A 25999-nucleotide genomic window follows, 5' to 3' on the forward strand; every position below is an offset into this window, starting at 1 on the left:
GGCAATACGTCGTATATTGGGCCTCCAATAGCTCGGTCCTCTCATCACCCCCATGTCCGCCGAATTGACGCCGATCCCTGAGAAAAAGCGAACCTTCTCGCTCTCCATCGGCCAGCTCACCTTCGGCAGCTTTCTGTTGGTGCTGGCGGTGATCATCGTCACCTCGACCGCGAGCGTGATCGCGATCCGGCACATCGACACGACCTTCGCCGAGCTGCAGCGGCTCCAGAGCGTCGGCGACCTTGCCGAGGACATCGACCGCCGCATGAACGAGCTGCGGCTCGCCGCGCGCGACTTCGTCACCGATCCCGGCGCCGGCATCCAGTTCCAGCAGGTGGGCGAGGCGGCCTCGACGCTCAGCGACATCCTGAAAAAGACCCGTATCGAGCTCGCGCCCGAGCAGCAGGACATGATCGACGGGGTCACCGAGCGCCTCGCGACCTATCGGACCGGCCTCGAGCGGATATCGACCCTGATCGACCGCCGCGCCCAGCTGCTCGCCGGCCTGCCGCCGTTGCGCGAACGGTTCGACGCGGCCGTCTCCGGCACCGCCGACCGGGAGCTGGCCTCGCGCCTGTCGGAGACCCAGAGCCGCATCGCGCTCGGGCTGCTGGCGCGCAACCCGTCCGCCGCGGAGCAGGCCGCCCAGAACATGCGGGCACTGGACATCGGCGACGCCAGGCTGAAGGACGCGGTGAACGACTATGCCGAGGCCATCATGGCCGTGGCCGTCCGCGAGCGGCAGATCGCCGATATCGACCGCGAGGTGCTGGGAACCGAGGGGCGGCTGATCGGCCGCGTCACCGAATTGCTGCGCGAAGTCAGCGACCGGCGTGGCCATGTGCTGTCGCGCGACTTTGCCCGCACGCTGACGGAGGCGCGATGGCAGAGCATCGTGCTCGGCAGCATCGGCGTTCTGATCGGCATTCTCGCGGCCGGCTTCGTGGTACGCCGGACGGTTCGTCCGCTCGCTCAGATCGCACGCTCCATCCGCGCGCTTGCCGCGGGCCGGAAAGACACCTCGATCCCGTCGGCCGACCTCGACAACGAGATCGGCGACATCGCGCGGGCCGCCGAAGTCTTCCGCCGCGCGCTGGAGGAGGCCGACACGGCACGTGAGGCGGCGGTGCACGCGCTCACCGAGCAGCGCCTCGCCGAAGAGAGCTACCGGAAGCTGTTCGAGGGCTCGATCGACGGCATCTACGTGACGACGCCGGCCGGCGAGCTCCTCAACGCCAATCCGGCGCTGGCGCGGATGATGGGCTACGACAGCCCGCAGCATCTCATCGCCAGCATCAACGACATCGCCCACACGATCTACGTCCATCCCGAGGCACGCGCCGAATACCAGCGGCTGATGGCGCGTGACGGCATGGTGCGCGAATTCGAGTATCAGGTGCGCCAGCGCAGCGGCGACATCCTGTGGCTTTCCGACAGCGCCACCGGCGTGCGGGACGAGGCGGGCAACATCGTCCGCTACGAGGGCACACTGCGCGACATCACCGACCAGAAGCGGGCGGAAGACGCCATTGCCGAAGGCCGGCGCCTGCTCCAGCAGGTCATCGACACCGTTCCGGCGGTGATCAATGTCAAGGACCGCGACCTGCGCTATGTGCTGATGAACCGCTACATGGCCGGCATCTTCGGCATCGAGCCCGGCGACGCGCTCGGCCGCACCACGGCGGACCTGATGTCGCGCTATGGCGCAGCCAAGACCGACGAGAACGACAAGCGCGTGCTGGCGCTGCGGAAGGGACTCGGCTTCTACGAGGAGGAGTACAAGGACGTCTCCGGCAACATGCGGCAATGGCTCGTCAACAAGCTGCCGCTGCTCGATGCCGAGGGCGAGATCGAGCGCATCGTCACGGTCGCGCTCGACATCGGCGAGCGCAAGCGCGGCGAGCAGGAGATGCGCAAGGCCAAGGAAGCCGCCGAGACGGCGCTGCGCAATCTGCGCGAGACGCAGGCCTCGCTGATCGAGGCCGAGAAGCTCGCCGCGCTCGGGCGCCTCGTTGCCGGCGTCGCCCACGAGGTCAACAATCCCGTCGGCATCAGTCTCACCGTCGCCTCCGCGCTGGAGCGTAAGACCGCGATGTTCACCGCCGAGGTCGAGCGCGGCGAGCTCCGCCGCTCCACGCTCAACGATTTCCTCAGCACCAGCCGCGACGCGTCCTCGCAGCTCGTCTCCAATCTCAACCGCGCCGCCGAGCTGATCCAGTCGTTCAAGCAGGTCGCCGCCGACCGCAACTATTCGGACCAGCGCACGTTCGATCTCGGCGACCTCACCGAGCAGGTGGTGATGAGCCTGCGACCAGGCCTGCGCAAGCACAATCTGACGCTCAATGTCGAGTGCCAGCCCGATCTCGCCATGAACAGCTATCCGGGCCCCTATGGCCAGGTGCTGACCAATCTGTTCCTCAACTCGGTGGCGCACGCCTTCCCGGACGGCCGGCCGGGAACGATCGACATCCAGGTGCGGGAGTCCGGCAAGGACAATGTCGAGATCATCTTCTCCGACAATGGCTGCGGCATGTCGCTCGACGTTCGCCGCCGCGCCTTCGATCCGTTCTTCACGACGCGGCGCGACCAGGGCGGCACCGGCCTCGGATTGCACATCGTCTACAGCATCGTCACTAACCGGCTCGGCGGGCGGCTCGATCTCGATTCCGAGCCGGGCGGCGGCACGCGCATCCAGATGATCTTGCCGCGGGTGGCGCCGCTGGAGCAGGCGGCCGAATAGCTAATCGACGTCGGCGAGCTTGTGCAGGGTGGCGCCGAAAATCAGGCTGGCCTTGCCGACCAGCGCCGTGCCCGTCATCTCCGCGCGCGTGTCGGTGTAGGTACCGCTGACACCGATGCCGACCGGGGCTGGGCCGCCGAACAGCGGATTGTCGTCACCCCGCGGCGAGGTGTGCCGCTGCACCAGCACCTCGCCTTTGAAGGTGGTGTCGTCCTTCACCACGTAGCTGCCGGTGTAATAGAGGTAGGCATCGCCGCCAAGAATCTTGCCGTCGCGAAAAAGGATCACGCCGCTACCCTTGCCGGCTCGACCATCGAGCAGGGTGACGTGAATCGAATAAAGGCCGTTCTTCATAACGTCCCACGGGCCGGCCGCCATCGCCCAATGGCGTAACCGGTCCGGCATTTATGCCAAAGCGTCTCGCCCCGCGCAACGCGGCAGTTTGCCGGCCGGCCGCGGAAGGTTGCCGCCGTGAGCCGCGATCGTGCCGACGCGTGCGTGACGCCGTCATGACGGCCTGATGATGCGGCGGGGCCGGTCGTTGCGAATCAGAGTTGGCCCGCAAGATCTATTCGGAAAACCGCTGCGCAATTATCCCGATCATGCTTTTAGCCGCGTTGGCTGCATGTTGCCCGGTGAGTCGACGCGGCAGGCGCGGTGTCAGGCATATTTTGTGTCCCGCTCGAGCAGCTCGATGGAGATGCCTTCAGGGCCGCGGATGAAGCAAACGCGCACCCCGGGCCGGATCGTGGTCGGCTCGCGCGTGAAGGTGACGCCCTTGGCCTTGATCTCGGCCGCGACGGCATCGATGTCCTTCACCGTCAGCCCGAAATGGTCGAGGCCCTGATGCGGGTGCGGAGGCGGCGGGTTGACCGCACCGTCGCCCTCGAGCGGCGCGATGAAGATCCTGGCGCCGCCAAGGTTCACGTCGATCCGTCCCGGCGCGTGGACGATCTCGCCACCGAGGATGTCCCGCAGCCAGGCTGCGGTCGCCTCCGGATCGGAGCTGCGCAGGTGGACGTGATCCCAAGTGACGACTGGCATTTCGATGTCTCCCGATGCTGCTTCGCGATGTTGCAGTGCATGTTAGCGGCCGTGGTCGGCGATCGCCACCGTCCTTGCCGGATTCGCAAGCGGGCGGGAACCTTAAGTCGTCTTCCGGATTAAGGTAAGCAGTGGCCCATTCCGTCGTCCGACGGCTTCGGCTGCGATCGGTGAAGCAAATGAACGCCAGGCTCGACCGGATCGGATTGGGGCGCTTTGCCGGGACCGGCGAGCGACTGGCGCGGGCCGTCACGATCACGAGCGTCTCATTCGGCCGCAGCCTTCTGTGGATGCTGGCCGCCATCATCGTCGGCTGCGGCGTCTGGATGCTGCTGCCGTTGTCCAAAGGCAATAGCGCCGAGCAGGTCAAGTCGGAGGTGGCAGCCGTCGAGACGGCTCCGTCGGGCGATCCGGCCGCGTCGGCGTCGCTGGCTTCCGAAGCTCAGGTCCCGGCCATGGCGGACCTTGGTCGTCTCAGGATTTCCTCGCAGACCTGGCGTCGCGGCGGCCTCGGCTCGAAAGCCCTGGTGACGTTCACGCTGCGAAACGACAATGACTATGCCGTAAAGGATGTCGAGATCGTCTGCGCCTTCGCGCGGCGTGATGGCAGCCATCTCACCGATCGCAGTCGCGTGCTGGCCGACCCTGTCGGCATGAAGAGCCGCAAGACCTTCGCGCGGATTGCCGTCGGCTTCGTCAACGTGAATGCCGATCAGGCGAAGTGCTCGTTGGTTGCGGCACGCCGCGCATAAAGGTCGCATGTTCCGGTAGCGGAAAAGTTACCCTCCGCGGCATTCCGCGACCCCTTGGCCAAAAAACCTCGCGTCGCCATTTGAACCGAACGGCTGGGCCAGGAACCAATTGAGAGATCGCCTGTTGAGGCGGAGAGCCCACGCGGGGATGCGGGGGGCGGAGCGCGGCCAATGCCAATCTTTCGATATTTCGTCTTCGTCGGTGGAGCTTTGCTCGCACTGCTGCTCGCAGTGGACTTCGTTCTGCCATCGCAGCCGGTCGCGCAGGCCGTCGCCACCACCGTAAGCAATGACCAGCCGCTGATCCGGATTCGCTCCAACCGCCACCTGCCCGAGCGTGTCGTGCTCGACACCACCCAGCCCACGATCGTGCCGCCTGCGGTGAAAACCGCCGCTGTCGTTGCGCCTCAGCCGCCGGTGCAGGACGGCACGTCGGCCGCGCTTGCCGAGATGTCGGCCAAGGCGCGGGTGCGCGAGACGTTCGCCCAGTTCACGCCGGGAGCACCGAAGGCGGGCTCCGCCGCAGCGACCAAGGCGGATGCCAAGCCGCAGGTTCAAGCGCAAGCCCAGCCTGCTCAGGCGCCTCAGGCGCAGCCGCCGAAGCGCAAGACCGCCAGGGCGTATTCGGCGCCGCAACAGCAAGACCGGCCGATGATGGTCGCGCAGCGCCCGCAATTCGGCTTCTTCGGCAACACCTGGTAAGAACGCTACGCCCCGCTTCGAAACGAGGCGGGGAGGGCTTTTTATTGGTCAGTCTCTCTGCTAATTCCAATCCATCCGAACGCCCATCGGAGCGCTGGCTCGCCAGCCGCGGTGCGGTGTTCCCCGGTTCTGGCCCGATCGGGCCCAGGCGCTCGTAGCTCAGCTGGATAGAGCATCGGATTTCGATTCCGAGGGTCGGAGGTTCGAATCCTTCCGAGCGCGCCAGGCCTCATTGGCGTTCCAGATTTGTCCCTAATCGGAGCTGAGGGGCCGCGCACCGTCGCAAGGGCTCGCTGGGTCTCAGTCAGCCCTAGCGGACACCGCTTTGCCGTCCACGCGCCAGCGTGTCGGAGGGCATCTCATGGAAGATCGCGCGGTAGGCCGCGGCAAATTCACCCAGATGATGGAAGCCCTGGGCGCGCGCACACGTGGCGACCGTGGCGCCGCCGCCCCTGAGGAGGCGGGCGCGGGTCGCCCACAGCCTCTTGAGCCGGATGTACTGGTGCAGGCTCATGCCCCGCACCCTGCTCACCGCCCCGCCGAGCGTCCGGATCGAGACGCCGAACTCGCCGGCGAGATCGGCGGTATAGATCGGCGCGGTGGGACGGGCCGCGACGTACTCGTCGATCCGCTGCACGAGCTTGGTCGCCCGCGCGGCCTGCACCGAGGCGCTCAGGTCCGACATCGAATCAATCTGAAACAGATCGTCGAGCGCGAGCAACAGGCCCTCCTGGAGATGGAGCGCAACCTCAGTGGTTTCGAACAGGAGCGGCTGCACTGAGGCGGTCCGCAGGATGTCGAGCAGGAGCTGCCGCGTGTGGAGCAGGGCGGGCCGGTTCGCGACACGGGCCCGCAGATCGTCGGCGCGATCGAGCCAGCCCCGGTCTTCCAACTCGGGGGAGAAGATGATCATGGCATAATGATTGGTCTGCGGCTCGACGAAATGGCATTCATCGCTGCCGCGGAGCGCAATGAAGAAGCGCGCATCGAGATCCAGGCCCTTGAAGTTGGCCTGAAGGTCGTCGGTCATCGGCAGGATCACCATCCCGCCCGGCATCCGATAGGCCGTGTCCAGGATGCGCGCGAACGATCTCATCATGATGATGCGGCAGGCCGGAAGGGAGACGACGGCACGGACCGCGGCGAAGCTCGGGATGTCGAGCGGAATGCTTCGGGCATCCTCCATCGACTCGATCGGTCGAAACGCGTCGACGTCGGCAAAGCCGATCAGCTGAAGCGCGGAGGACGGAGTGAGAGCGTCGAACAACATGGGTCTGGCCGCCGCCGAAAGGTGACAATCAAATGACGTCGATGCATCGCCATCAATGGCGAAACATCGCGTTCCAGTAAATCGAATTTCAGGCCGTAGTATTGCGGACATCATGCCATAATGTCCATCGGATCAATGTCACGGTCCACGCTCCTGGCCCATCGGCCGTCCGGTAGCGAGGTCGACGAAGTGCAGCCGCGGGCAGACGGGGCAGGCAAAGGATGCAAAGCTTCGCCCCTCCGTTCTCTCCTGCTTCTCTAGATGCGTCTGCACGTTCATGCCCGTCTCAGGGCATCGAAAGACGATCAACTCGGCCATCGCCATAGAATGACGGTGTGGGCAATTTCATCTTTGATCTGGATCAGTCTTGCTATCGCCCCGGGCTGGCGACAACGGCGCAAGATGTGATCTCGCAAAAGCGAGGGGGCCCCGGAGGGCCCCTTCACATGTTACCAGCGGCGATAACCGTAATAGCGCGGGCCGTAATAGCGTGGCCCGTAATAGCGCGGCGGCCCATAATATCGAGGGCGGTAATACGGCCGTGGCCCGTAATAGCCATAGTAGTTCGGGCGCCACCAGCAGCGCCCCCAGACGTCGCAGACCATACGCACCTGCTCGACGCCCGCGACGTCAGGTGTTGCAGGCTTGGGTGCGATAGGCATGGCGGACGCCGTCGGCGATGTCGCCAGGGCACCGAGTATGGCACCGAACAGGCTTGCGGCGACCAGGCCAATCTTGCGAGTCATGATGTCTTCCTCCGCTTACGAACAACAGGATATCGAAGGGGTTCGGATCAAATTGTGGCGGAGCCGAAATGTAATGCTGATGAACAGACCTTCAGCAAATCCGCCCGGCCGGGCTGGCCCTGGCCGCATGGCCAATGCCGTGCCGACCTTGATCCTGCGCAATTCGCAAGCCTGCCTCGGCTCATAGTGTTGCTGGGTGGCAGCGGCATGGGGCTACTGCCGGGCAAGGTGAAGTGGATGCGAGTCATTCCAAATCTGTCGATCTCGCCGGAGAAAGTCTTCTTCGTCATCTCGAAATCGCGCCGGTCCGACAGCGAGGCGGCCGGAGGTGGCGTCATCCTGGACTCGGGCGACGATGACATGAGCTACGGCCGCAATGGGCGCGGCGGGACCACAGACCGTGCGGAGCTCGCGGGCTTTATCCGCGATCTCAATGTCGACGAGCAGATCGATCTGGTGGCGCTGACCTGGCTTGGTCGCGGCGACGGCGATCTCTCCAATTGGCGCGAATTGCATGCCCAGGCCGCGCTGGCGCACAACGAGCGCACGGCGTCCTACCTGATCGGCACGCCGATGCTGGCCGACTATCTGGAGGAGGCGATGGCGCAATTCGGCAAGTCGTTCGAGGAATTCGAAGAACATCTCTGATGCCGGATACGGCGTCGGCAAGTTTCAAGGAGAGCTGCAATGGATAAAATGAGAATCGACAAGGGCGACTGGCTGGTAGTGTGCGACGGGCGCAAGGCTCTGATTCTGGAGAACCTCGGCGACGGGATGTTTCCCAACCTTCACACCAAGGAGGTGCACGAGCAGCCGAACCCGTCGACCAGCGCACAAGGCAGCGACGCACCGGGACGATTGCATGCCGCTGCGGGCGGCGCCCGTAGCTCGGTCGAGCAGACCGATTGGCACGACGAGGCCGAGCGCGCCTTCCTGCGAAGCCTGGCCGGCCGGCTCGACGCCGCCGTCAGCTCCGGCGAGACCACGGCCCTGACCATGGTCGCCTCACCGCGTGCGCTTGGCATGATCCGCGCCGACTATTCGGACCTTGTGCGCAAGGCGCTTCAGGGCGAGGTCGGCAAGGATCTCGTCAAGCTGCCGGTCTACGAAATCGAGAAGCAATTGCTGCTGTCGGGCACGCCCAAATAGGCGCGCCCGGAAACAGGCCGCGCCGGTGCCCTCAGTAGCAGGGGTGCCGGCGGCGGTCCTGGCCGAGATAGGCGGCCGCGCTCTGGTAGCAGTGGTTGGTCGAGGGGCCGTCGTAATAGGCGAAGGTGCCGGGGGTGATGCCGGGCCCGTAATTGTGCAGATAGCTGATCGGGTAGGGCAGCGGGTTGGCATAGGCGCGGTGGTGCCGGTGACGACCCCCTGCCTCCGCCAGGCCAGGGGCTAGGATTGCGGCCGACAGGGCCGCAACCGCGGCGACTAGCGTCAACTTGCTCATCTCGATTCTCCGGGACCCGCGCGAATAGGTCAGCCATCTATAGCCATTTCGGACCGCCGGGGCACCCGTCCGGCGCCTGGAAATCCCGGATAAACCCGCGGATTCCCGGGTGGGTGTGACAGAATTGCCGAGATGGCGGCCAGGCCTGCCCATTTTTGGCCTTCTCAGGATGCTTAACGAATTCCCCACACAAGTATGACCAAAACTATTCGGTTAAGAATCCTGTCGCCGGCCTTTTGGGGGCTCCTTCGAGGCCGGTGCATTCCTGAAGGCCATCGCCGTCACCTCGCCATGCGCATCACGCTCCTGAGCCTGCTGTTGCTCTGTCTCGCCGCCGCCACGCCGGCGCGGGCCGAGCTGCATATCACCCGCGACCACGGCGGCTATGTCGAGGAATACAAGGCCAAGTACAAGCGGGTCCGCGAGAAGGGCGAGCGGGTCATCATCGACGGCATCTGCAATTCGGCCTGCACGCTGGTGCTCGGCATCGTGCCGATGAACAAGATCTGCGTGACGCCCCGCGCAAGCCTTGGTTTCCACCAGGCCTATTACGACAAGGCCTTCACCTTCGGCATCAAGGTCACCAGCTCCGAGGGGACCTCTGACCTGATGTCCTACTATCCCAATACTGTGAAGGACTGGATTCGCCGCAACGGCGGGCTCACGACGGACATGAAGAAGATCAAGAACGGCGTCGAGCTCTGGAAGATCGTCGACCCCTGTCCGGAAGAATGGTGAACGGCTGCGCTGAGCCGCACGTTTTCGTCGCAACGCAGCATCGTCCGAACGAAATTCGCATTGCCGCATAGCCCCCGCTGGGGCAATGAGGGCGGCAATGAACCATAATCAAGAAGCCCTGACCGCCCGCGCCGCGCCGATCCTGTTCGTCCTGCTCTGGAGCACCGGATTCATCGGCACCAAATACGTCGTCGACAACGCCGATCCCCTGACCTATCTCGCCATCCGCATGGCCATCGTGGTCGGCCTGATGGCGATCATCGCCGGCCTCGCGCGGCCGAAATGGCCTGACAGCACCGGCATCGCGCATAGCGCGGTCGCCGGCATTCTCGTCCATGGTTTTTATCTTGGCGGCACCGCGATCGCGATCGCGCATTCGATTCCCGCCGGGCTCTCCGCGCTGATCCCTGGCCTTCAGCCGATCCTGACCTCGACCATCGCCAACCGCTGGCTCGGCGAGAAGGTGACGCCGGTGCAATGGGCCGGGCTGGTGCTCGGCCTCGGCGGCGTGGTGATGATCCTGCACAACCGTCCCATGACCGGGGACGCCGGGCTGGGCTGGCTCGCCTCGGTGGTCTCGCTGATCAGCATCACGCTCGGCACGCTCTATCAGCGCCGCTATTGCAACCAGATCGACTGGCGCGCCGGCAATCTCGTGCAATATGTCGCGGTCACCATCTTCTTCGCAATCGGCGCCTTCCTGTTCGAGGACCGGGTGGTGCACTGGACGCGGGAGTTCATGCTCGCGCTGGCCTGGCTCGCTGTGGCGCTCTCGATCGGATCGATCGGGCTGCTCTACTGGCTGATCCGCCACGCCGCGGCGACCTCGGTCGCGAGCCTGTTCTATCTGGTGCCGGCCGTGACTGCGCTGATGGCCTACCTGCTGTTCGGCGAGAAGCTCGATGCGCTGGCGATCGCCGGCATGGCGATGTGCGCCGCTGCGGTGTTCGTGGTCAACCGCCGCTTCTAGCGGAGAGAGGAAAGAGTCTCCGGAGGCGCTCGCATCCGGAGACCCCGCTGAGCGCCGATCAGCGTTTCGCCTTCTTGGCCTTCTTCTTCGTCTTTGCAGTTTTCTTGGCGGTCTTCTTCACGGTCTTCTTGGCCGCTTTCTTCGCGGATTTCTTGCCGGCCTTCTTGCCGGCCTTCTTCGAACTCTTCTTCGCGGCCTTCTTCTTGGAAGCCTTCTTCGGCGCTACTTTCTTCGCGACCTTCTTGGCGGCTTTCCTGACCTTCTTGACGGCGGTGACTGCCGCGTCCTTGGTCGCCTCCACGGCATTGGTGATCGTCTCCATCGCCTGTTCGGTGATCGGCTTGTCGTCGTCCATATCGTGTCCCCCACGGTTTGTATGGCGCGACGACGATAGCGCGTTTCATAATTGTGTCAAAGCAGCGCTCAACCTTTGCGGATCTTCGCGTAGGCTGCGAGCGCGCGTTCGCGTCCACTGGCATGATCGACGATCGGGTGCGGATAGGTCTTGCCGAGCGTGATGCCTGCGCCCGCAAGCTCGATCGGCGTTGCCTGCCAGGGGCGGTGGATCAGCTTGGCCGGCATCTGTTTCAGCTCCGGCACCCAGTGCCGGACATAGGTTCCATCCGGATCGAACTTCTCGCCCTGCAGCTGCGGATTGAACACGCGGAAATACGGCGCGGCGTCGGCGCCGCAGCCGGCGACCCATTGCCAATTGGCGGGATTGCTGCCGGCGTCCGCATCGACCAGCGTGTCCCAGAACCAGGCCTCGCCCTCGCGCCAGTCGATCAAGAGGTGCTTGACCAGGAAGGAGGCCACCACCATCCGCACCCGGTTGTGCATCACGCCGGTGCGCCAGAGCTGGCGCAGGCCGGCATCGACGATCGGGTAGCCGGTGCGGCCGCGCTGCCAGGCGGCGAGCGCCTTGATGTCGCGCTTCCAGGGAAAGCCGTCGAAATTCGCTTGCAGGTTTTCGGTGGCGAGGTCGGGGTGATCGTGGAGCAGGTGACGGCAGAACTCGCGCCAGCCGAGTTCGCTCAGGAATTTTTCGATGCCGGGCCGGAGTGCCGAATCCTGGTCCGCCGCGAACCGTGCCGCATGCCAGATCTGGCGCGGGCTGAGTTCGCCGAACCTCAAATGCGGCGAGAGCCGTGAGGTCCCGTCCCGGTCCGGACGGTCGCGATCGCCGACATAGGCACGCGTGGCGTGCTCGAGGAAGTCGCGCAGGCGCGTCCGGGCCGAGGCCTCGCCCGGGGTCCATGTTTCGCGCAGGCCGCTCGCCCAGTCCGGCTTGCTTGGTTCCAGTGCCCAGCTCTCCAGCACATCGCCGGCGATCATCGGCGCGGGGCGCAGCTGTTTCGGAGCAGGCAGCGGCTTTGCCGGAACGCCGAGCGACAGCACGCGCCGCCAGAACGGCGTGAACACGCGCAAGCCGCGGCCCTCCTTGGTGCGGATGGCCGAGGGCGGGGCGAGGAGATCGCCGGGAAAGCTTTGCGAATCGACACCGAGCTTTGCCAGCGCCGCCGCGAGCCGGCTCTCGACGGCCTGATGCGGCGCCTGCGCAATTCCATTCCAGTAGACGGCGCGGGCACCGCTTTCGCGCGCCACGTCCGGAATGATCCGGGCCGCCGGTCCCTTGCGCAGGACGAGCGATCCGCCGCGCGCAGCGATTGCGGCGCCGAGCGCCCGCAGCGACTGCGCCAGCCACCAGCGTGTCGCGGCGCCGGGCGGTCGGGCGAGGCCGTCGTCGAGCACGTAAAGGCAGACCACCGGCGCACCGGTCTTCGCAGCGGCGTGCAGAGCAGGATGGTCGGACAGGCGAAGGTCGTCGCGAAACCAGACGACGATGGGCGGCACGCTCGGCTCGGTCAGGGGAATCCTCGTTTACGATTTGGAAAGCATGCCGGGGGCGGCGGTATAATCATCATTAAGGGGACTGTAATACCACTGCACGATTATGCAGGGATTACGGGGGTAGTTCCATTCATGTCCAAGATTTCGACTGGGAAGTTCCTGCCGCAGTTCAAGCTCGGCACCAAGGCGGTTCTGTGCGCCGTGTTGCTGATCGCCGTGAACACGGCACTCGTGGTCGGCGCCGGCTATTGGTCGCTGACCTCCGCCTTCAATGACCGCGCGTTGCGCGACATCGAGGTCAACCTGCGCACGCTGGCGCTGGCCTTCACCGAGATTGTCCCGGCCGCAAAGATCACGATGCGGGACGGCACGGTGGTGCGCGCCGAAATTCCGGCGATGCCCGAGATCAAGGATCACGCCATCGTCGACCGCGCGGTGTCTTATGTCGGCGGCAATGCGACCCTGTTCGTGTTCGACGATGCGAGCGGGCAGTTCGTCCGCCGCTCCACCAACGTGAAAAAGGAAAACGGCGACCGCGCCGTCGGCACCCAGCTTGCTGCCGACCATCCGGGGCAGGCGCCGTTGCGCCGTGGCGAGGCCTATAAGGGGCCGGCCACGCTGTTCGGCAAGACCTTCATGACCGCCTATTTCCCCATCGCGAACGCGGCCGGCAAGGTCGTCGGCATTCTCTATGTCGGCATCCCCATGGTCCAGTACGAGAGCATGCTGGCCCGCGCGATCGAGAGCATGGCTGCGGCCGCCGGACTTGCCGCGCTTCTGGTGCTGGGCCTGACCCTGCTGGTCGTCCGCCGCGTCACCCGACCGCTCACCTCCGTCACGCACTCGCTCACCGCACTTGCCAACGGCCAGAGCGACGTCACGATCGAATGCGAGGACCGTGCCGACGAGATCGGCGAGATCGCCCGCACGGTCGCCGTGTTCAAGAGCAATTCGCTGGAGCGGGCGCGCATGCGCAGCGAGCAGGCGGCGGCCGCGGCGGCGGCGGCCGAGCAGCGCAAGTCCGACCTGCGCAACTTCGTCGAGGAGTTCCGCGGCAGCGTCGGCGGCATCCTCGACAAGGTGCTGACATCGTCGGGCGAGTTCGAGCGCGTGGCGCGACAACTGACCGACGTCGCACGCTCCACCGCCGATCTGTCGGCGCAGTCCGCGGGCGCGTCCGACAATGCCTCCGAGCACGTGCGTTCGGCGGCCTCGGCCTCCGACGAGCTGTCTCAGTCGATCACCGAGATCACCCGGCGCGTGCAGGAATCGAACGAGATTTCCGCCGAGGCCGTGCGGCAGGCCGAGGCCACCGACCAGCGCATCGCGCAGCTCTCGGAAGCCGGTGCGCGCATTGGCGACGTCGTCAAGCTGATCACCTCGATCGCCGAGCAGACCAACCTCCTGGCGTTGAACGCCACCATCGAGGCCGCGCGCGCCGGCGATGCCGGCCGCGGCTTTGCAGTGGTGGCTCAGGAGGTCAAGACGCTGGCCGGTCAGACCGCGAAGGCGACCGACGAGATCTCGAACCAGATCGAGAGCATGCAGCTTGCGACCGAGGAATCGGTTGCCGCCATCAAGGCGATCAGCCAGACCATCGAGCGCATCAGCGGGATCGCCGGCTCGATCTCGGCTGCGGTCGAGCAACAGAAGGGCGCGACCCAGAACATCGTGTCGAGCGTCCGCGCGGCGGTCTCTGGCACGGCCGAGGTCGCCGTCAACGTCCGGCACGCCGCCAAGGGCGCCAGCGAGACCGGCGAGACCTCGAGCCGGATGTTTGCCTCGGCCCAGGCGCTGTCCGGCGAGAGCCTGCATCTGAAGGCAGAGGTCGACGGTTTCCTCGACCGCGTGCGGACGGCCTGATCCAGCGTTGTCATCCCGGGGCGGTGCGAAGCACCGAACCCGGGATCTCGAGATTCCGGGCTCGGTCCTTCGAACCGCTCCGGAATGACTGTCGACTATTTCGGCTGCGGCACGATGCGCAGGTAGGGCTTCGGCTCTTTCCAGCCCTGCGGGTAGATCGTCTTGGCCTCGTCGTTGGAGACCGAGCCTGCGATGATGACGTCGTCGCCCTGGGTCCAGTCGGCAGGGGTCGCGACGCGATGCTTGGCGGTGAGCTGCAGCGAGTCGATGACGCGCAGGATCTCCTGGAAGTTCCGGCCCGTGGTCATCGGATAGACCAGCACCAGCTTGATCTTCTTGTCGGGCCCGATGATGAAGACGTTGCGGACGGTCTGGTTGTCGGCGGCGGTGCGCTTGAGGGGATCGCCCGAGACCGCGGCCGGCAGCATGCCGTAGAGCTTCGAGACGTTGTAATCGGTGTCGCCGATCATCGGGTAGTTCGGCGCTGCGCCTTGCGTCTCCTTGATGTCCTCTGACCAGCGCGCATGGTTGTCGACCGGGTCGACCGAGAGGCCCATCAGCTTGACGCCGCGCTTGTCGAATTCCGGCTTCAACCTGGCGAGGGCGCCGAGCTCGGTCGTGCAAACCGGCGTGAAGTCCTTGGGGTGCGAGAACAGGAGCGCCCAGCTGTTGCCGATCCAGTCGTGGAACTTGATCTTCCCTTCGGTGGTCTCGGCTTCGAAGTCGGGTGCGGTGGCGCCGATCGGGAGTGTCATGATTTTACCTCATCGCATTGAACTAACTGGGAAATTCTTCTCTGGCCGTCACTCACATTATAGGGGCCTTGCCAGACCAAGTGAACGCCCGCTGAACCGGTTCGAGTAAAATGTGAATTCCTTCCTTGAAGGCCCGATTTCCTAGCAACTTATTGTTACAGCGGCGCCTGCGGCGAAACATCTCCACCCGGGGGCGCACGGTCTCGCTCGCCCCGATAATGCCTTTTATGACTTCCATCACGCTCGCCCGGCGCGTCCGAGAACCAAAACGGTTCTGACAGCGACCAATTGGCAACCATCTCGAAAAGTCGCGATCGCCGTATCGAATCGTTAACCACCCCTTTACGCCGGCATGAAAATGCTGGCCGGTCAGAGAAGTCTGGAAGTGAACTATGTCTGCCGCTGCGCCTAAATCTGTCGAGCCCTCGTCCCTCGAACCGTCCTGCCGCGATACCGCGGCCCATGCACTCTCCATCGTGCGTGACGGCGTGATCACCGGGGAGGGGCCGACCACCAAGGGAAGGGTGCACTTCTCCCGTTCGCTCGATGCCGATGACACCGCCTGGTGCACGCGGATCCTGACGGCCACCGCCGTCAACGACCAGCCGGTCAGCCGCGCCGAGGCCGAAGTCCTGTTCGAGATCAACGAGGCCGCGACCGAGCGCAGCGATGGCGGCCGCTTCGACGATTTGCTCGCCAAGGCCGTTGCTCATTATGCCGCCAGCGCCTCCGGCCTGAAGGTGCCGCCGCGCAGCGTCGCGCTGTCGGCCGATACCGAGATCGAGAGCTGGGCGCCGTCCTATGCCTCCAAGGTCAACAGCGAGATGCTGGAGTGGATCGCCGGCCAGATGCGCGGCAAGCGCCACAACAACCGTCGCCTGATGGCGATGGTGGCGACCTTCCTCGGCGCCACCGCGCTGCCGCTGGCGGGCCAATTGCCGAACGTGTTCGACATCGGCATGTAAGACTTTTTGCATGTAAGACTCGGGCATGTAACATCCGCGCGTGTCTGATGAAGACGCGATCGAACGGCGGGGGCATGTCCCCGCCGTTTTTTCTGTGCCGGCGTCCTGCTCGAGGCCGACGGAGCGTGTGGTGATTGCGCGCGTCTCTCGCGTTTCCCGGACGCGCTGCAGCGCTCTTGCGCTGCTGCGCGGAGCCGGGACCCAGCAGGCCACGGCACTTGCTGACGCATGGGCCCCGGCTCTGCAGCGCATCACTTCGTGCTGCGTAGCGTCCGGGGCACGAGCGTGAGTTGATGCACCGCTCTCTCATCCTCGTCATTGCGAGCGCAGCGAAGCAATCCAGACTGCCGCCGCGGAAAGATTCTGGATTGCTTCGCTGCGCTCGCAATGACGGCGTGTGGAGCGGCAATGCATGAATTGCGTGTCCCGGACGCGCTGCAGCGCTCTTGCGCTGCTGCGCGGAGCCGGGACCCAGCAGGCCGCACATTCGCTGATGCATGGGCCCCGGCTCTGCAGCGCATCGCCGAAGAGGGTGCTGCGGCTGCGTCCGGGGCACGAGAGTGGTGAATGATTGACATGGGGTCGCGTCCTCGCGGCTTGTTCGCCCGAGCTTTGCTTGTCGCTTCGCCCTCTGAGTTGAAAGAGGGCGCAGGGAAGGCCGGGAGCCGGTAGCTCCCATGGACCGCCATGCCAAGGGCAGACTGCGTGTGCTGCTGCATAGCGGAGAACAGGGCAACCGGAGACATCCCGGCCTTCCCTGCGCAGTGGTTGGAACGGCTTATGTCGTGCTCTCCCCGGGGAGCGTTGCACTATTGCCCCCGTCGCCTTGCGGATGGCTGATGCGCGGGCCCGGTCGGGCCGCCACATCACCGCAACACTTGGCGCACAGACCCCGGGCGCCAGGACCACACGATTTTGCCGTACGCCGATCGCACCGGTCGTGTGCGCGAGACGTTTCGCTCACAGTTGCCCGCCCTGCGAAACCTTTCGCGCCAATGCATCGGCGTCCACCGCCGCCCGGCCCGCGTTCGTGACGATCGCGATACGCCCCTTTTCCTTGGGCCGGGTTGCGCGACACATACGTCATTTCCGAAATTCGGTAAAGTGGAATATTTTCAGCGGCGTGGATTGACCGAGGGCTGGGTGTTTTGCCGTCGGATAGCGCAAGGGCTTGGGGAGGACGTTCGATCCGGAGCCGTCGGAGGCCGACGCAAAAAGGCCCACCGTCCGACGTAGGTGGCCTCGCGTGTTCGCGGCTCTACCAGCGATAGCGGCCGGTCAGGGAGCGTTCCGGAACCTGGCCGCGGATGGGATCAACTCCGATCAACTGATTATGAGACGCATTTTTCGGAACGGAATGCCCACCGGCGCCCGTCCGGCGCTCTTTGCCGCACCGGTTCCCCGGCTAATCCCGTGCCTTAACCAATAATTAATTATACGTTTGCGGCTGGGCGACGGCCCGGCCTAGCGTAGCTGTGGGGAGCCGCCGAAGCCAAACGAGTTGGTGCGTATCATGATGTCCAGATCATATGGGGCGATGCTCGCCTCGCTCAGCGCAGCCGCGCTGCTCCTTGGTCTCAGCGATAGTTCTGCTCAACCCGGCGGCGCTGCGCCGCACGGGCTGAGTGCGGCGCCGTCCGGCGCGATCGCGCGTCCGCCCATCGCGCCGGGCGCCCGGTTCCACCGGCGCAACACCCCCTTCGTCTACTGGCCCGGCGGCGGCTTCTTCCGCGACAGCGGCGGCAACAGCCAGTCTTTCGTCGATATCGCCCAGTCGCTCTCCGCCGACGTGCGCTACACCTACACGTATGACGTTCCCTGGGATTGGACGCATCGTTTCCCGCCGAACGTCGTGCCGTCCGACCGGCCCTACGTGCCGAGCTGCCCGACGGAGCAGGTGAGGGTGCCCGGCCGCGGCGGCAGCGAGCACACGGTCAACATCACGCGCTGCTACTGAGCGGTGCCAAGACATGATCCGGAAAACCGCGCAGCGGTTTTCCGAAACGGATCATGCGCAAAGCTTTAGCCGAGCTCGAAGCTGCACACGCCGAAGACGCGATCGATGCGCAGCGGCGGGATCGCGCCGGTGTACATCCGCGCCGTCTCGAACACCGGCTTGAGCCCGAGCGCCTCCGCGAACGCAATGGCCTCGCGATTGACGGCGGGGACGTCGAGAAACACCTCGCCATCCGCGCTTGCCAGCAGGGCCTGCACGATCGCCTCCGCCGCCGTGCGATCGTCGGCGACCAGCGGGCCGATCTTGGAGCCGGTCCGGCACGGCCGGATCACGCCCCAGGCCGCCAGCTTGCCGTCGCGCAAGAGCGCGCGGCCGACATGGCCTGGCGTGTTGATCCAGGCGCGCAGGAAGGCGCTGCGCCGCGCCGGGAAGACGGTGGTGTCGTCGGCTTCCACGAGCGCAAACGGGATCGTGTCGAGTGCGACGACATCGGCTGGCGGCTTCACGGGCGCGGCGACGACGCCGCCATAGCGGATGTTGGCATAAGCGAGCTGGAACCCGGACTTCCTGTAATTGTCCTGCTGCGCCACCACGCCGTCGAGCCCGATCACGCGGGAGCCCGCATGCGCGATCGCCGTGTTCCAGATCCTCAGGCCGTGGCCGGAGCCGCGAAGGTCTGCACGCACGATATAGAACCCGAGGAAGGCAAAGCGGTCGTCATAATTGACGCAGGAGACGGTTGCGGCCGGCTCGCCATCGATCTCGCCGACGAAGAAACCCTGCGCGTCGGGGATTGCGAAGCAGGCGGCATCGTAGCGGCCGGGATTCCAGCCCTCGGCCGCGGCCCAGTCGACGGCGAGGGAGATTTCCTCGGGGCGCAGATTGCGGATCTGCAAGTCATTCATCGCGCGTTGCTCATCGGATGCGTCCCTCGACCATGGACCTGCCGACAGGTCTGGCTGTAGAAGGCCGCATGATAGGCCGAGCCTGCGGCTCGCCTCAACTCAAGGGGATGATGGTTCATGGCAGCAGAGAAGGTTGCGCTCGTTACCGCCGGCGGCAGCGGCATGGGGGCAGGGGCTGCGCGGCGGCTGGCCGCGGATGGATTTCACGTCGCGATCCTGTCGTCCTCCGGCAAGGGCGAGGCGCTGGCCGCCGAGCTCGGCGGGTTCGGCGTCACCGGCTCGAACAAGGAGAACGACGACCTCAAGCGTCTCGTCGACGGTGCCATGGCGAAGTGGGGACGGATCGACGTGCTCGTCAACAGCGCCGGTCACGGGCCGCGCGCTCCCATCACGGAGATCACCGACGAGCAATGGCACGCCGGCCTCGACACTTATCTGCTGAACGTGATCCGCCCGACGCGGCTGGTGACGCCGCTGATGCAGGCACAGAAGGGCGGCGCCATCATCAACATCTCGACCGCATGGGCGTTTGAGCCCAGCGCGATGTTCCCGACCTCGGCGGTGTTCCGCGCCGGCCTTGCCGCCTTCACGAAGATCTTCACCGACACCCATGCGGCCGACAACATCCGCATGAACAACGTCTTGCCGGGCTGGATCGACAGCCTGCCGCAGCAGGAGGCGCGCCGCGACAGCGTGCCGCTGAAGCGCTACGGCAAGGTGGAGGAGATTGCGGCGACGATCTCGTTCCTGGCCTCTGACGGCGCCGCCTATATCACCGGCCAGAACATCCGCGTGGACGGCGGCATGACGCGCTCGGTCTGAGGCTGCCGCTGCGCCTCTGAAATTACTTAGCTTGTGAGCTAACTATTATTGACGGCGCCCAGCTGCGGCGCTATAGTTAGCTTCATGGCTAACCAATTGACCCGCCTCGACCAGGTTTTCGCAGCGCTTGCCGATCCGACCCGGCGGGCGATCGTGATGCGGCTGTGCGCCGGCGAGGCTTCGGTCGGCGAGCTCGCCGATCCCTTCGACATGGCGCTGCCGAGCTTCATGAAACACATCCATGTGCTGGAGACGAGCGGGCTCGTTCTGTCGGAGAAGACCGGCCGTGTGCGCACCTGCCGCCTCAGTCCGGATGCGCTGCTCGGCGCCGAGGACTGGTTCCAGCAGCAGCGCGCGATCTGGGAGGCGCGGCTGGACCGCTTCGAAGCCTACGTGATGAAGCTCAAGAAAGAGAGGGCGGCCGCCAAGCGGCCGTCCCGAACAACCAGACGGAAAGGTTCTGAGTCATGACGAAATCAGCCAATCCCGCTTTGTCGCAATGGTCGCTCGACCGCGAGATCGTGATGTCGCGCGTGATCGACGCGCCGCGCGATCTGGTGTTCGAGGCCTGGTCCGATCCGAAGCATCTGCCGCAATGGTTCGGGCCGAAGGGGTTCAAGGTCGAGACCTTCGAGATCGACGTGCGCGTCGGCGGCGTCTGGCGCTTCAACATGATCGGCCCCGACGGCACGGTCTATCCGAACCGGATGCGCTTCCGCCGCATCGAGCGGCCGTCCCTGATGGAGATGGATCACGGCCACGACCAGGACGACGATCCCGGCATGTTCCGCTTCACCGTCACCTTTGCCGAGCAGAGCAACGGCAAGACCGTGCTGATGATGCGCCAGCTGGCCTCGAGCACCGAGCAGCGCGACGGCATGATCGGCTTCGGCGCCGTCGAATACGGCTATCAGACGCTGGACAAGCTCACGGCTTATGTGGCGGCCATGAAGCGGTGAAAACAATGCGGTCCCGGCGCGGAACATGCCGGGACCGTTCTCACCTACGCCGAAAGCGCGGTCGATAGGAACGATCTGTCCGACTGGCGGGTTGCGCGAACGAGCCAACCCATACGGAGGACACCACAATGGCTAACGAAGCCCGCGACACGTTCGTGGTCGGACTACGCAATGCGCATGCGATGGAAGTGCAGGCGCGAGAGTTGATGGAGCGCCAGTCGGAACGGCTGGACGAATATCCGGAAGTCAAGGCGAAGGTCACGGCGCATCTTCAGGAGACCAATGAACAGCTGAGGCGGCTGGAAAAATGCCTCGAATCCTGCGGCGAGAGCACGTCCAGCCTGAAGGACACGGCGCAGTCGGTGATGGCCAACATGATGGCGATGGCGCATTCGGTTGCCGGCGACGAGATCCTCAAGAACACGTTCGCCAACAACGCGTTCGAGAATTTCGAGATTGCGGCTTACAAGTCGCTCCTGACGCTCTGCGGGCCGGCTGGGGCGCCAGAAGCCAAGCCGCTGCTCGAAGCCTCGCTGAAGGAAGAGCAGCGCATGGCCTCCTGGATCGACTCCAATGTCGAGAAGGTGACCATGGAGTACCTGACGCATCAGCGCCAGGCGGCGTAGCTCTCTTGCGTCGTTCGCCAGGATCGAACCACCGGCGCGCCTCGGCCGCCGGTGGCTTTCCCGCCCGCGGCTTGGCCGTGCCTCGGCCGATAGGAACGATCGGCGCGCTTCGGCTTTGGCAGTCATGACGCGCATTATCTTCAGCGACTATCGCAATCCCGCCGCAGAGCAGGCTTACGAGATTGCCTGGGACTTTCTCGACCGCTCGGGCGCCATCCGCGATGAGTTCGAGGCGTGCGTGTTCCTGGCGCAGCGCATCACCGGAATGGTCGAGGAGGGGCAGACGAACCGGATCCTCATGGCCAACCGCGCCATCGTTCAATACCAGAACCATGTCGAGGAGAGCGACCGCCTGATCGGCAGCGGCGGACGCCGTGTCGGCGAACGTTGAGCGCCGCGCCCAAGCGAGCGTCTCGCCGCCTCACTCCTTCGCCTCGTCCGACACGATGTCTCCGAGCTTCTGCCAGCGCTGGCCGTCGAACTGCACCATCTGGAACTGCTTGTTGACGCGGTAGTCGGTCGGCGTCGTCGTGACGGAGATTCCGGGAAGCGTCAGATCGAGCACGACGTCCCTGAGGCTCGCGGCCTGCCGCATGACGTTCTCACGGGTCAGATCGTCGCCGCATTGCTTCAGCACCTGCACCAGCAGCTGGGCGGTGATGTAGCCGTAGACGTTCAGGTTCGAATCCCTGTCGCCCTCGGGATAGTATTTCGCCATAAAGGCGAGGTAGCGCTTCATGCCGGCATCGTCCTTCCATTCGGGATCGGCGGCATCCTTGACGTAACCGACGCTGATGACGCCCTTGGAATTGTCCAGACCCGCCGGCTTCAGCACGGCGCTGAGCGAGGAGGCGTTGATGTCGATGATGTGCAGCGGCTTCCAGCCGATCTCGGCGACCTTCTTGATCGCCTGCGCCGCCTGCTTCGGCGTCGTGGCGCTGAACAGCACGTCGGCGCCGGCGTCCTTCAAGCGCAGGATCTGCGAGTCGATGGTCGGTTCTGAGATCTCGTAGGAGGTCTCGGCCACCACCATCTTCGCCTTGTCGCCGAGGCCCGCCTTGAGGCCGGCGAGATAATCCTTGCCGAGGTCGTCGTTCTGGAAGAGCACGCCGATCTTGGCGTTCGGATGGTTCTTCAGGAGATATTGCGCGTAGATCCGGCCCTCGACGAGGTAGGAGGGGTTGAAGCCCATGGTCCAGGGAAAGTTCTTGGGATCGGTGAAGCGGGCCGCGCCGGTGGCCGCGAACAGCTGCGGGATCTTCTTGGCGTTGAGATATTTCTGCACGGCGACGTTCGGCGCGGTGCCGATGATCTGGAACGTCAGCAGCACCTCGTCGCTTTCGACCAGCTTGCGGACCTGCTCGACCGTCTTCGGCGGCGAATAGGCGTCGTCATACTGGATCAGATCGATCTTGCGCCCGTTCACGCCGCCCTGGTCGTTGATCATCCTCATATAGGCCGCCTGGGTCTTGCCGATCACCGCGTAGGCCGAGGCGGGCCCGCTCAGCGGCACGGTCTGTCCGACCTTGATCGCGGTGTCGGAGGCGCCGGGATCGTATTTCTTCTGCGCGTGCGCCTGTGCGATCGACAGCGCCAGAGCGAGGGCGGAGGCGGCGATGCGTTCGAGAAGACGGTTCTTCATTTTCATGCCCTGTTCGCACATTGTCATTCGCCCTTGAGCCCGGCATCGCGGATCAGCTTGGTCCATTTCTGCGTCTCGGCATCGATGAACTTGCCGAACTCGGCGGCGGTGCCGGCGCGCACTTCGAGGCCTTGGGCCGTCAGCTTGTCCTTGATGGCCGGCTCGGCGAGCGCACGCAGGACTTCGGCCTGGAACTTGTCGACGATCGCGCGCGGCGTCGTCGCCGGCGCCATGAAGCCGTACCAGCCGGCGGCCGCGACGTTCGGGAAACCCTGCTCGCGCAAGGTCGGCGCCTGCGGATAGAGCGCGCTGCGCTCGGGCGAGGCGACGCCGAGCACGATGAACTTGCCGCTCTGGATGTAAGGCAGGGCGGTCGGCAGCGCCGTCAGCGTGGCATCGACGCGGCCGGCGAGCAGCTCGGTGTAGGAGGCGGCATCGCCCCGGAACGGGATGTTGAGGCCCTTGACGCCGGCGTCGCGGAACAGCAGCTCTCCGGCCAGGTGCGGCTGCGAGCCCGCGCCGGGAGAGGCGAAGGTCAGCCCGTCGGGCTTCGATTTGCCGTAGGCGACCAGTTCGGGAAGCGTCTTGAACGGTGCGTCCGCGCTGATGATGAGAAACAGCGGCGCGACCACGACCATGGCGACCGGCTGCAGTTCCTTGCGGTCATAGGTCAGCTTGCCGAACAGTGCCTCGGCGGTGGCGTAGGGGGCCGCGGCATACAGAAGCGTGTAGCCGTCGCCGGGCGCATGGGCGACCATGTCGTTGGCGATGCGGGTGCCGGCACCGGGCTTGTTCTCGACGATGAACTGCTGACGCAGACTGCGGCCGAACTCTTCGGCGAGCAGGCGCAGCGAGATGTCGTTGGAGCCGCCGGGGCCGTAAGGCGAGATCAGCCGCACCAGGCGCGACGGCCAGGCGTCCTCGGCATGCGCTGCCAGGCCTGATCCTGCTGCGAGGCCGCCTGCGATCGTGCCCAGCAGGATTCGGCGTGTGACCTTGAATGATGCCACCGTATTCGTCCTCCCTTTTGTCGTTGGTCTTCTTGTGTCGTTGGTCTTACTGCGACGTCAGATCACCTTTCGTTGGGTGAGCCGTTCGATCTCCTGTTCCGACAGGCCAAGCCAGTCCCGAAAGACCTCGTCATTGTCCTGGCCGACGTCGCCTGCGGCGTGACGCATTCGCGTCGGATCGACGCTGAAGCGGGGAACGACGTTGGCCATGGCAACCGTGCCGAAATCGCGGTCGGCTACGCGGGTGATGACCTCGCGCGCCTTCACTTGCGGATCGTCGGCGATCTGGTCGATCGAATAGATCGGGGCGAGCGTTCCCTGCGCGGCATTGAATCTCGCGAGCACCTCATCGAGGGGATGGGCGGCGCACCAGCCGGCGAAAATGTCGTTGAGCTCGGAGGCGTGCTTGACGCGGCGGTCGTTGGTAGCAAAACGCGGGTCATCGATGAGGTCGGGCCGCTCGATCGCCCGGCAGTTCGCTGCAAACAGTGCGTTGGTCGAGCCTGCGAGCGTCACCCAGTGACCGTCGCTGGTGCGAAACACGGCGGCCGGCGCCGAATAGCCGTTGGCGTTGCCGATCCGCTCTCGAACCGCGCCGAGCTGATCGTGCTCGATGGCGAGAACGTCGAGCAGACGGAAAGTGGCTTCGGTCAGCGAAAGATCGATCTCCTCGCCGGGGGCATTGGGGTCTCGTGCCCGTTTCCACAGCGCCGCGAGCACGCCGACCGCGCCGAACAGGCCGCCGATCGAATCCCCGATCGGGTATCCCGGATGGGTCGGCTCGCCCTCGCGCTCGCCCGTGATGTAGGTGAGCCCGCCCATGGCCTCGAAGATGCGGGCAAAGCCGGGCCGCTCGCGATAGGGGCCATCCTGTCCGAAGGCGGTGGCGCGCAGGATCACGAGGCGCGGCTGGATCGACCACAGCACCTCCTTGGACAAGCCCCAGCGATCCAGCGTTCCCGGACGGAAATTCTCGATCAGCACGTCGAAGCGCGGAAGCAGCTGCTTGAACAGCGCAAGTCCTTCCTGCGTGCGCAGATCGAGCGTGGCAAACTTCTTGTTGCGATTGGCCGCTTTCCACCACAGCGGCTTGCCGTCCTTGAACGGCGGAAACGACCGTACGCCGTCACCTTGGCCCGGCATCTCGATCTTGAGCACCTCGGCGCCGTAATCGGCCAGCAGCGTTGCGGCGAAGGGCGCTGCGATGATGGTCGCGATGTCGAGAACCTTCAATCCTTCGAGCGGTCCAGCCATGTCACGCCCCGGTCCTTGCGATCTTCTTGGTCTTGCGCGTCGGCGCGAGCTCGGCCTGCCCGACGATGGCGCGGATGCTGTCGGCGAGCGCCGCGATGCGCGGACCGATCTCGGCTTCCAGCTGGCCCGGCTGGAGGCGGAACGCCGGGATGCCGCAATTGATCGAGAACGACTGCTTCGATTCGCCGGCGTGAAACAGTGGCGCCGCGACCGCATGGATCGAGGCCATGTACTCGCCCCAGCAGGTGCAGAAGCCGCGGCTTCTGCATTGCGCGATCCCGGCGCGGTACTTGTCGCGCAAGGCCGACCATAGCTCGGCGTCTTCGGCGGCGATGTTCCGCTCGAGCCGGTCGGCATCGGCCGCCGGCAGAGTTGCCGCCGCCGCGCGTCCCATCGCGGTCAGCACCACGGGAATCGGCATGCCGATGTCGGGCACGTGCGGTCCGACGTCGCCGGAGCGTGCGGTCTCGACATAGATCATCGAGGTGGCGTCGAGCAGGCCGATCGAAACCGTGCCGCGGACGCTGAGCGCCAGCTCCTGCATCATCGGCCGCGCCACCTGGCGGAACTGCATCCCGGCGAGCAGAGGATGCGCGATCCGCAGCGCCCGCGCACCGACACGATACTTGGCCCGCTCGGCGTCGTAGCGGAGGTAGCCGAGCTCGGCCAGCGTGTGGGTGAGCCGCGCGACCGTCGGCCGCGGGATGCCCGTCAGCGTCGACAGCTCCATGTTGCCCAGCAACGTGCTCCCGGCCCTGAACGCTTCGAGCACGACGAGGCCCTTTGCCAGCGTCGTGGAGAAGGCGGCGTCATCGGCGCTCTCCGCCAGCACGGCGGCGGCAGAGGAGAGCGGATGTCGTGGCTTGGATGAGTCTGTTGGCGCCATAACCGAACTATCAGACGGGGCGATCAGTGCTGTCCAATAAATTCGACGATCCTGACGAAATTGTCCGATATGTGGACAGATGTGCCGAGCCGGACGTT

General features: G+C 65.2%; 28 protein-coding genes and 1 tRNA gene. 16 read left to right on the forward strand and 13 right to left on the reverse strand.

All coding sequences use genetic code 11. The features are described from left to right. Window positions 1-52: 52 nt before the first annotated feature. Window positions 53-2740: a PAS domain S-box protein gene (locus DCM80_RS25290; protein ID WP_257194219.1), complete on the forward strand. Its 2688-nt coding sequence runs from the start codon at window positions 53-55 to the stop codon at window positions 2738-2740. Here the strand turns inward: DCM80_RS25290 and DCM80_RS25295 are convergent, their stop codons facing one another. After that, a complete protein-coding gene (locus DCM80_RS25295; protein ID WP_028136971.1) occupies window positions 2741-3094 on the reverse strand; it encodes a GrlR family regulatory protein in 354 nt (117 codons plus the stop codon). Window positions 3095-3400: 306 nt separating this feature from the next. Beyond that, window positions 3401-3784, reverse strand: a complete 384-nt coding sequence (locus DCM80_RS25300; RefSeq protein ID WP_257194220.1) for a VOC family protein — start codon at window positions 3782-3784, stop codon at window positions 3401-3403. 179 nt (window positions 3785-3963) lie between these two features. Here DCM80_RS25300 and DCM80_RS25305 point away from each other — a divergent pair, with 179 nt between their 5' ends. The 3 genes from DCM80_RS25305 to DCM80_RS25315 all read left to right on the forward strand — a co-directional run bounded on the left by DCM80_RS25305 (window position 3964) and on the right by DCM80_RS25315 (window position 5463). After that, window positions 3964-4536: a hypothetical protein gene (locus DCM80_RS25305; protein WP_257194221.1), complete on the forward strand. Its 573-nt coding sequence runs from the start codon at window positions 3964-3966 to the stop codon at window positions 4534-4536. A gap of 171 nt (window positions 4537-4707) precedes the next feature. Then, a complete protein-coding gene (locus tag DCM80_RS25310; RefSeq protein WP_257194222.1) occupies window positions 4708-5238 on the forward strand; it encodes a hypothetical protein in 531 nt (176 codons plus the stop codon). 148 nt (window positions 5239-5386) lie between these two features. Further along, a tRNA-Arg gene (locus DCM80_RS25315) sits at window positions 5387-5463 on the forward strand. A gap of 85 nt (window positions 5464-5548) precedes the next feature. On the opposite strand, the gene DCM80_RS25320 is transcribed toward DCM80_RS25315, so the two are convergent. Continuing rightward, window positions 5549-6508 carry an AraC family transcriptional regulator gene (locus tag DCM80_RS25320; RefSeq protein ID WP_257198044.1) on the reverse strand — a complete coding sequence of 320 codons (960 nt, stop codon included), beginning with the start codon at window positions 6506-6508 and terminating at the stop codon, window positions 5549-5551. Window positions 6509-6957: 449 nt separating this feature from the next. Continuing rightward, window positions 6958-7254, reverse strand: coding sequence for a hypothetical protein (locus tag DCM80_RS25330; RefSeq protein WP_257194223.1), 297 nt, complete (start codon window positions 7252-7254; stop codon window positions 6958-6960). Between the two features lie 54 nt (window positions 7255-7308). Between DCM80_RS25330 and DCM80_RS25335 the strand changes: the two genes are divergently transcribed. Both DCM80_RS25335 and DCM80_RS25340 read left to right on the forward strand, forming a co-directional pair. Continuing rightward, window positions 7309-7902 (forward strand): DUF3775 domain-containing protein, encoded by a 594-nt coding sequence (locus tag DCM80_RS25335; RefSeq protein ID WP_306594557.1) that lies wholly within the window; start codon window positions 7309-7311, stop codon window positions 7900-7902. 39 nt (window positions 7903-7941) lie between these two features. Then, window positions 7942-8403, forward strand: a complete 462-nt coding sequence (locus tag DCM80_RS25340) for a host attachment protein (protein WP_257194224.1) — start codon at window positions 7942-7944, stop codon at window positions 8401-8403. A gap of 31 nt (window positions 8404-8434) precedes the next feature. Here the strand turns inward: DCM80_RS25340 and DCM80_RS25345 are convergent, their stop codons facing one another. Then, the gene (locus DCM80_RS25345) at window positions 8435-8698 is read right to left on the reverse strand and encodes a hypothetical protein (RefSeq protein ID WP_257180493.1); all 264 of its coding nucleotides are present in this window, start codon (window positions 8696-8698) and stop codon (window positions 8435-8437) included. A gap of 291 nt (window positions 8699-8989) precedes the next feature. Between DCM80_RS25345 and DCM80_RS25350 the strand changes: the two genes are divergently transcribed. Further along, window positions 8990-9436 carry a hypothetical protein gene (locus DCM80_RS25350; protein WP_028136960.1) on the forward strand — a complete coding sequence of 149 codons (447 nt, stop codon included), beginning with the start codon at window positions 8990-8992 and terminating at the stop codon, window positions 9434-9436. A 97-nt stretch (window positions 9437-9533) separates the two neighbouring features. Then, window positions 9534-10406 carry a DMT family transporter gene (locus DCM80_RS25355; RefSeq protein ID WP_257194225.1) on the forward strand — a complete coding sequence of 291 codons (873 nt, stop codon included), beginning with the start codon at window positions 9534-9536 and terminating at the stop codon, window positions 10404-10406. 58 nt (window positions 10407-10464) lie between these two features. Here DCM80_RS25355 and DCM80_RS25360 read toward each other — a convergent pair whose 3' ends face one another. Both DCM80_RS25360 and DCM80_RS25365 read right to left on the reverse strand, forming a co-directional pair. After that, entirely contained in the window at window positions 10465-10761 is a 297-nt protein-coding gene (locus tag DCM80_RS25360; RefSeq protein ID WP_257194226.1) for a histone, read from the reverse strand. A gap of 68 nt (window positions 10762-10829) precedes the next feature. Beyond that, window positions 10830-12221, reverse strand: coding sequence for a deoxyribodipyrimidine photo-lyase (locus tag DCM80_RS25365; protein WP_257198047.1), 1392 nt, complete (start codon window positions 12219-12221; stop codon window positions 10830-10832). A gap of 168 nt (window positions 12222-12389) precedes the next feature. On the opposite strand from DCM80_RS25365, the gene DCM80_RS25370 reads away from it, so the two are divergent. Further along, the gene (locus tag DCM80_RS25370; protein WP_257194227.1) at window positions 12390-14120 is read left to right on the forward strand and encodes a methyl-accepting chemotaxis protein; all 1731 of its coding nucleotides are present in this window, start codon (window positions 12390-12392) and stop codon (window positions 14118-14120) included. Window positions 14121-14215: 95 nt separating this feature from the next. On the opposite strand, the gene DCM80_RS25375 is transcribed toward DCM80_RS25370, so the two are convergent. Then, complete coding sequence (locus DCM80_RS25375; protein ID WP_257194228.1) at window positions 14216-14875, reverse strand: peroxiredoxin; 660 nt, start codon at window positions 14873-14875, stop codon at window positions 14216-14218. Window positions 14876-15267: 392 nt separating this feature from the next. Between DCM80_RS25375 and DCM80_RS25380 the strand changes: the two genes are divergently transcribed. Then, window positions 15268-15840 carry a hypothetical protein gene (locus DCM80_RS25380; RefSeq protein WP_257180489.1) on the forward strand — a complete coding sequence of 191 codons (573 nt, stop codon included), beginning with the start codon at window positions 15268-15270 and terminating at the stop codon, window positions 15838-15840. Between the two features lie 1513 nt (window positions 15841-17353). After that, window positions 17354-17797, forward strand: a complete 444-nt coding sequence (locus tag DCM80_RS25385) for a hypothetical protein (protein ID WP_257194229.1) — start codon at window positions 17354-17356, stop codon at window positions 17795-17797. Between the two features lie 65 nt (window positions 17798-17862). Here DCM80_RS25385 and DCM80_RS25390 read toward each other — a convergent pair whose 3' ends face one another. Beyond that, window positions 17863-18702, reverse strand: coding sequence for a GNAT family N-acetyltransferase (locus DCM80_RS25390; RefSeq protein WP_257194230.1), 840 nt, complete (start codon window positions 18700-18702; stop codon window positions 17863-17865). Window positions 18703-18819: 117 nt separating this feature from the next. Here DCM80_RS25390 and DCM80_RS25395 point away from each other — a divergent pair, with 117 nt between their 5' ends. The 5 genes from DCM80_RS25395 (at window position 18820) to DCM80_RS25415 (ending at window position 21500) form a co-directional block, all read left to right on the forward strand. After that, a complete protein-coding gene (locus DCM80_RS25395; RefSeq protein ID WP_257194231.1) occupies window positions 18820-19524 on the forward strand; it encodes an SDR family oxidoreductase in 705 nt (234 codons plus the stop codon). An 84-nt stretch (window positions 19525-19608) separates the two neighbouring features. Continuing rightward, window positions 19609-19995 carry a helix-turn-helix transcriptional regulator gene (locus DCM80_RS25400; protein ID WP_028136950.1) on the forward strand — a complete coding sequence of 129 codons (387 nt, stop codon included), beginning with the start codon at window positions 19609-19611 and terminating at the stop codon, window positions 19993-19995. Then, window positions 19992-20483, forward strand: a complete 492-nt coding sequence (locus DCM80_RS25405; protein ID WP_257194232.1) for an SRPBCC family protein — start codon at window positions 19992-19994, stop codon at window positions 20481-20483. Before DCM80_RS25400 ends, DCM80_RS25405 begins: the two co-directional genes overlap by 4 nt. Before the next feature lie 128 nt (window positions 20484-20611). Then, a complete protein-coding gene (locus DCM80_RS25410; protein WP_257194233.1) occupies window positions 20612-21109 on the forward strand; it encodes a ferritin-like domain-containing protein in 498 nt (165 codons plus the stop codon). Window positions 21110-21233: 124 nt separating this feature from the next. Then, a complete protein-coding gene (locus DCM80_RS25415; protein WP_257194234.1) occupies window positions 21234-21500 on the forward strand; it encodes a hypothetical protein in 267 nt (88 codons plus the stop codon). A 30-nt stretch (window positions 21501-21530) separates the two neighbouring features. Here the strand turns inward: DCM80_RS25415 and DCM80_RS25420 are convergent, their stop codons facing one another. The 4 genes from DCM80_RS25420 to DCM80_RS25435 are packed head-to-tail and all read right to left on the reverse strand — an operon-like array spanning window position 21531 to window position 25901. Beyond that, entirely contained in the window at window positions 21531-22751 is a 1221-nt protein-coding gene (locus DCM80_RS25420; protein ID WP_257194235.1) for an ABC transporter substrate-binding protein, read from the reverse strand. Between the two features lie 23 nt (window positions 22752-22774). Further along, window positions 22775-23761: a tripartite tricarboxylate transporter substrate binding protein gene (locus tag DCM80_RS25425; protein ID WP_257194236.1), complete on the reverse strand. Its 987-nt coding sequence runs from the start codon at window positions 23759-23761 to the stop codon at window positions 22775-22777. 57 nt (window positions 23762-23818) lie between these two features. Next, on the reverse strand, window positions 23819-25015 hold the full coding sequence (locus tag DCM80_RS25430; protein ID WP_257194237.1) for a CaiB/BaiF CoA-transferase family protein: 1197 nt from the start codon (window positions 25013-25015) through the stop codon (window positions 23819-23821). 1 nt (window position 25016) lies between these two features. Continuing rightward, window positions 25017-25901, reverse strand: coding sequence for an IclR family transcriptional regulator (locus tag DCM80_RS25435; RefSeq protein ID WP_257194238.1), 885 nt, complete (start codon window positions 25899-25901; stop codon window positions 25017-25019). Window positions 25902-25999 lie beyond the last annotated feature (98 nt).

Origin of the sequence: Bradyrhizobium sp. WBOS08 (assembly GCF_024585125.1) — a bacterium.
Lineage (GTDB): Bacteria > Pseudomonadota > Alphaproteobacteria > Rhizobiales > Xanthobacteraceae > Bradyrhizobium > Bradyrhizobium japonicum_B.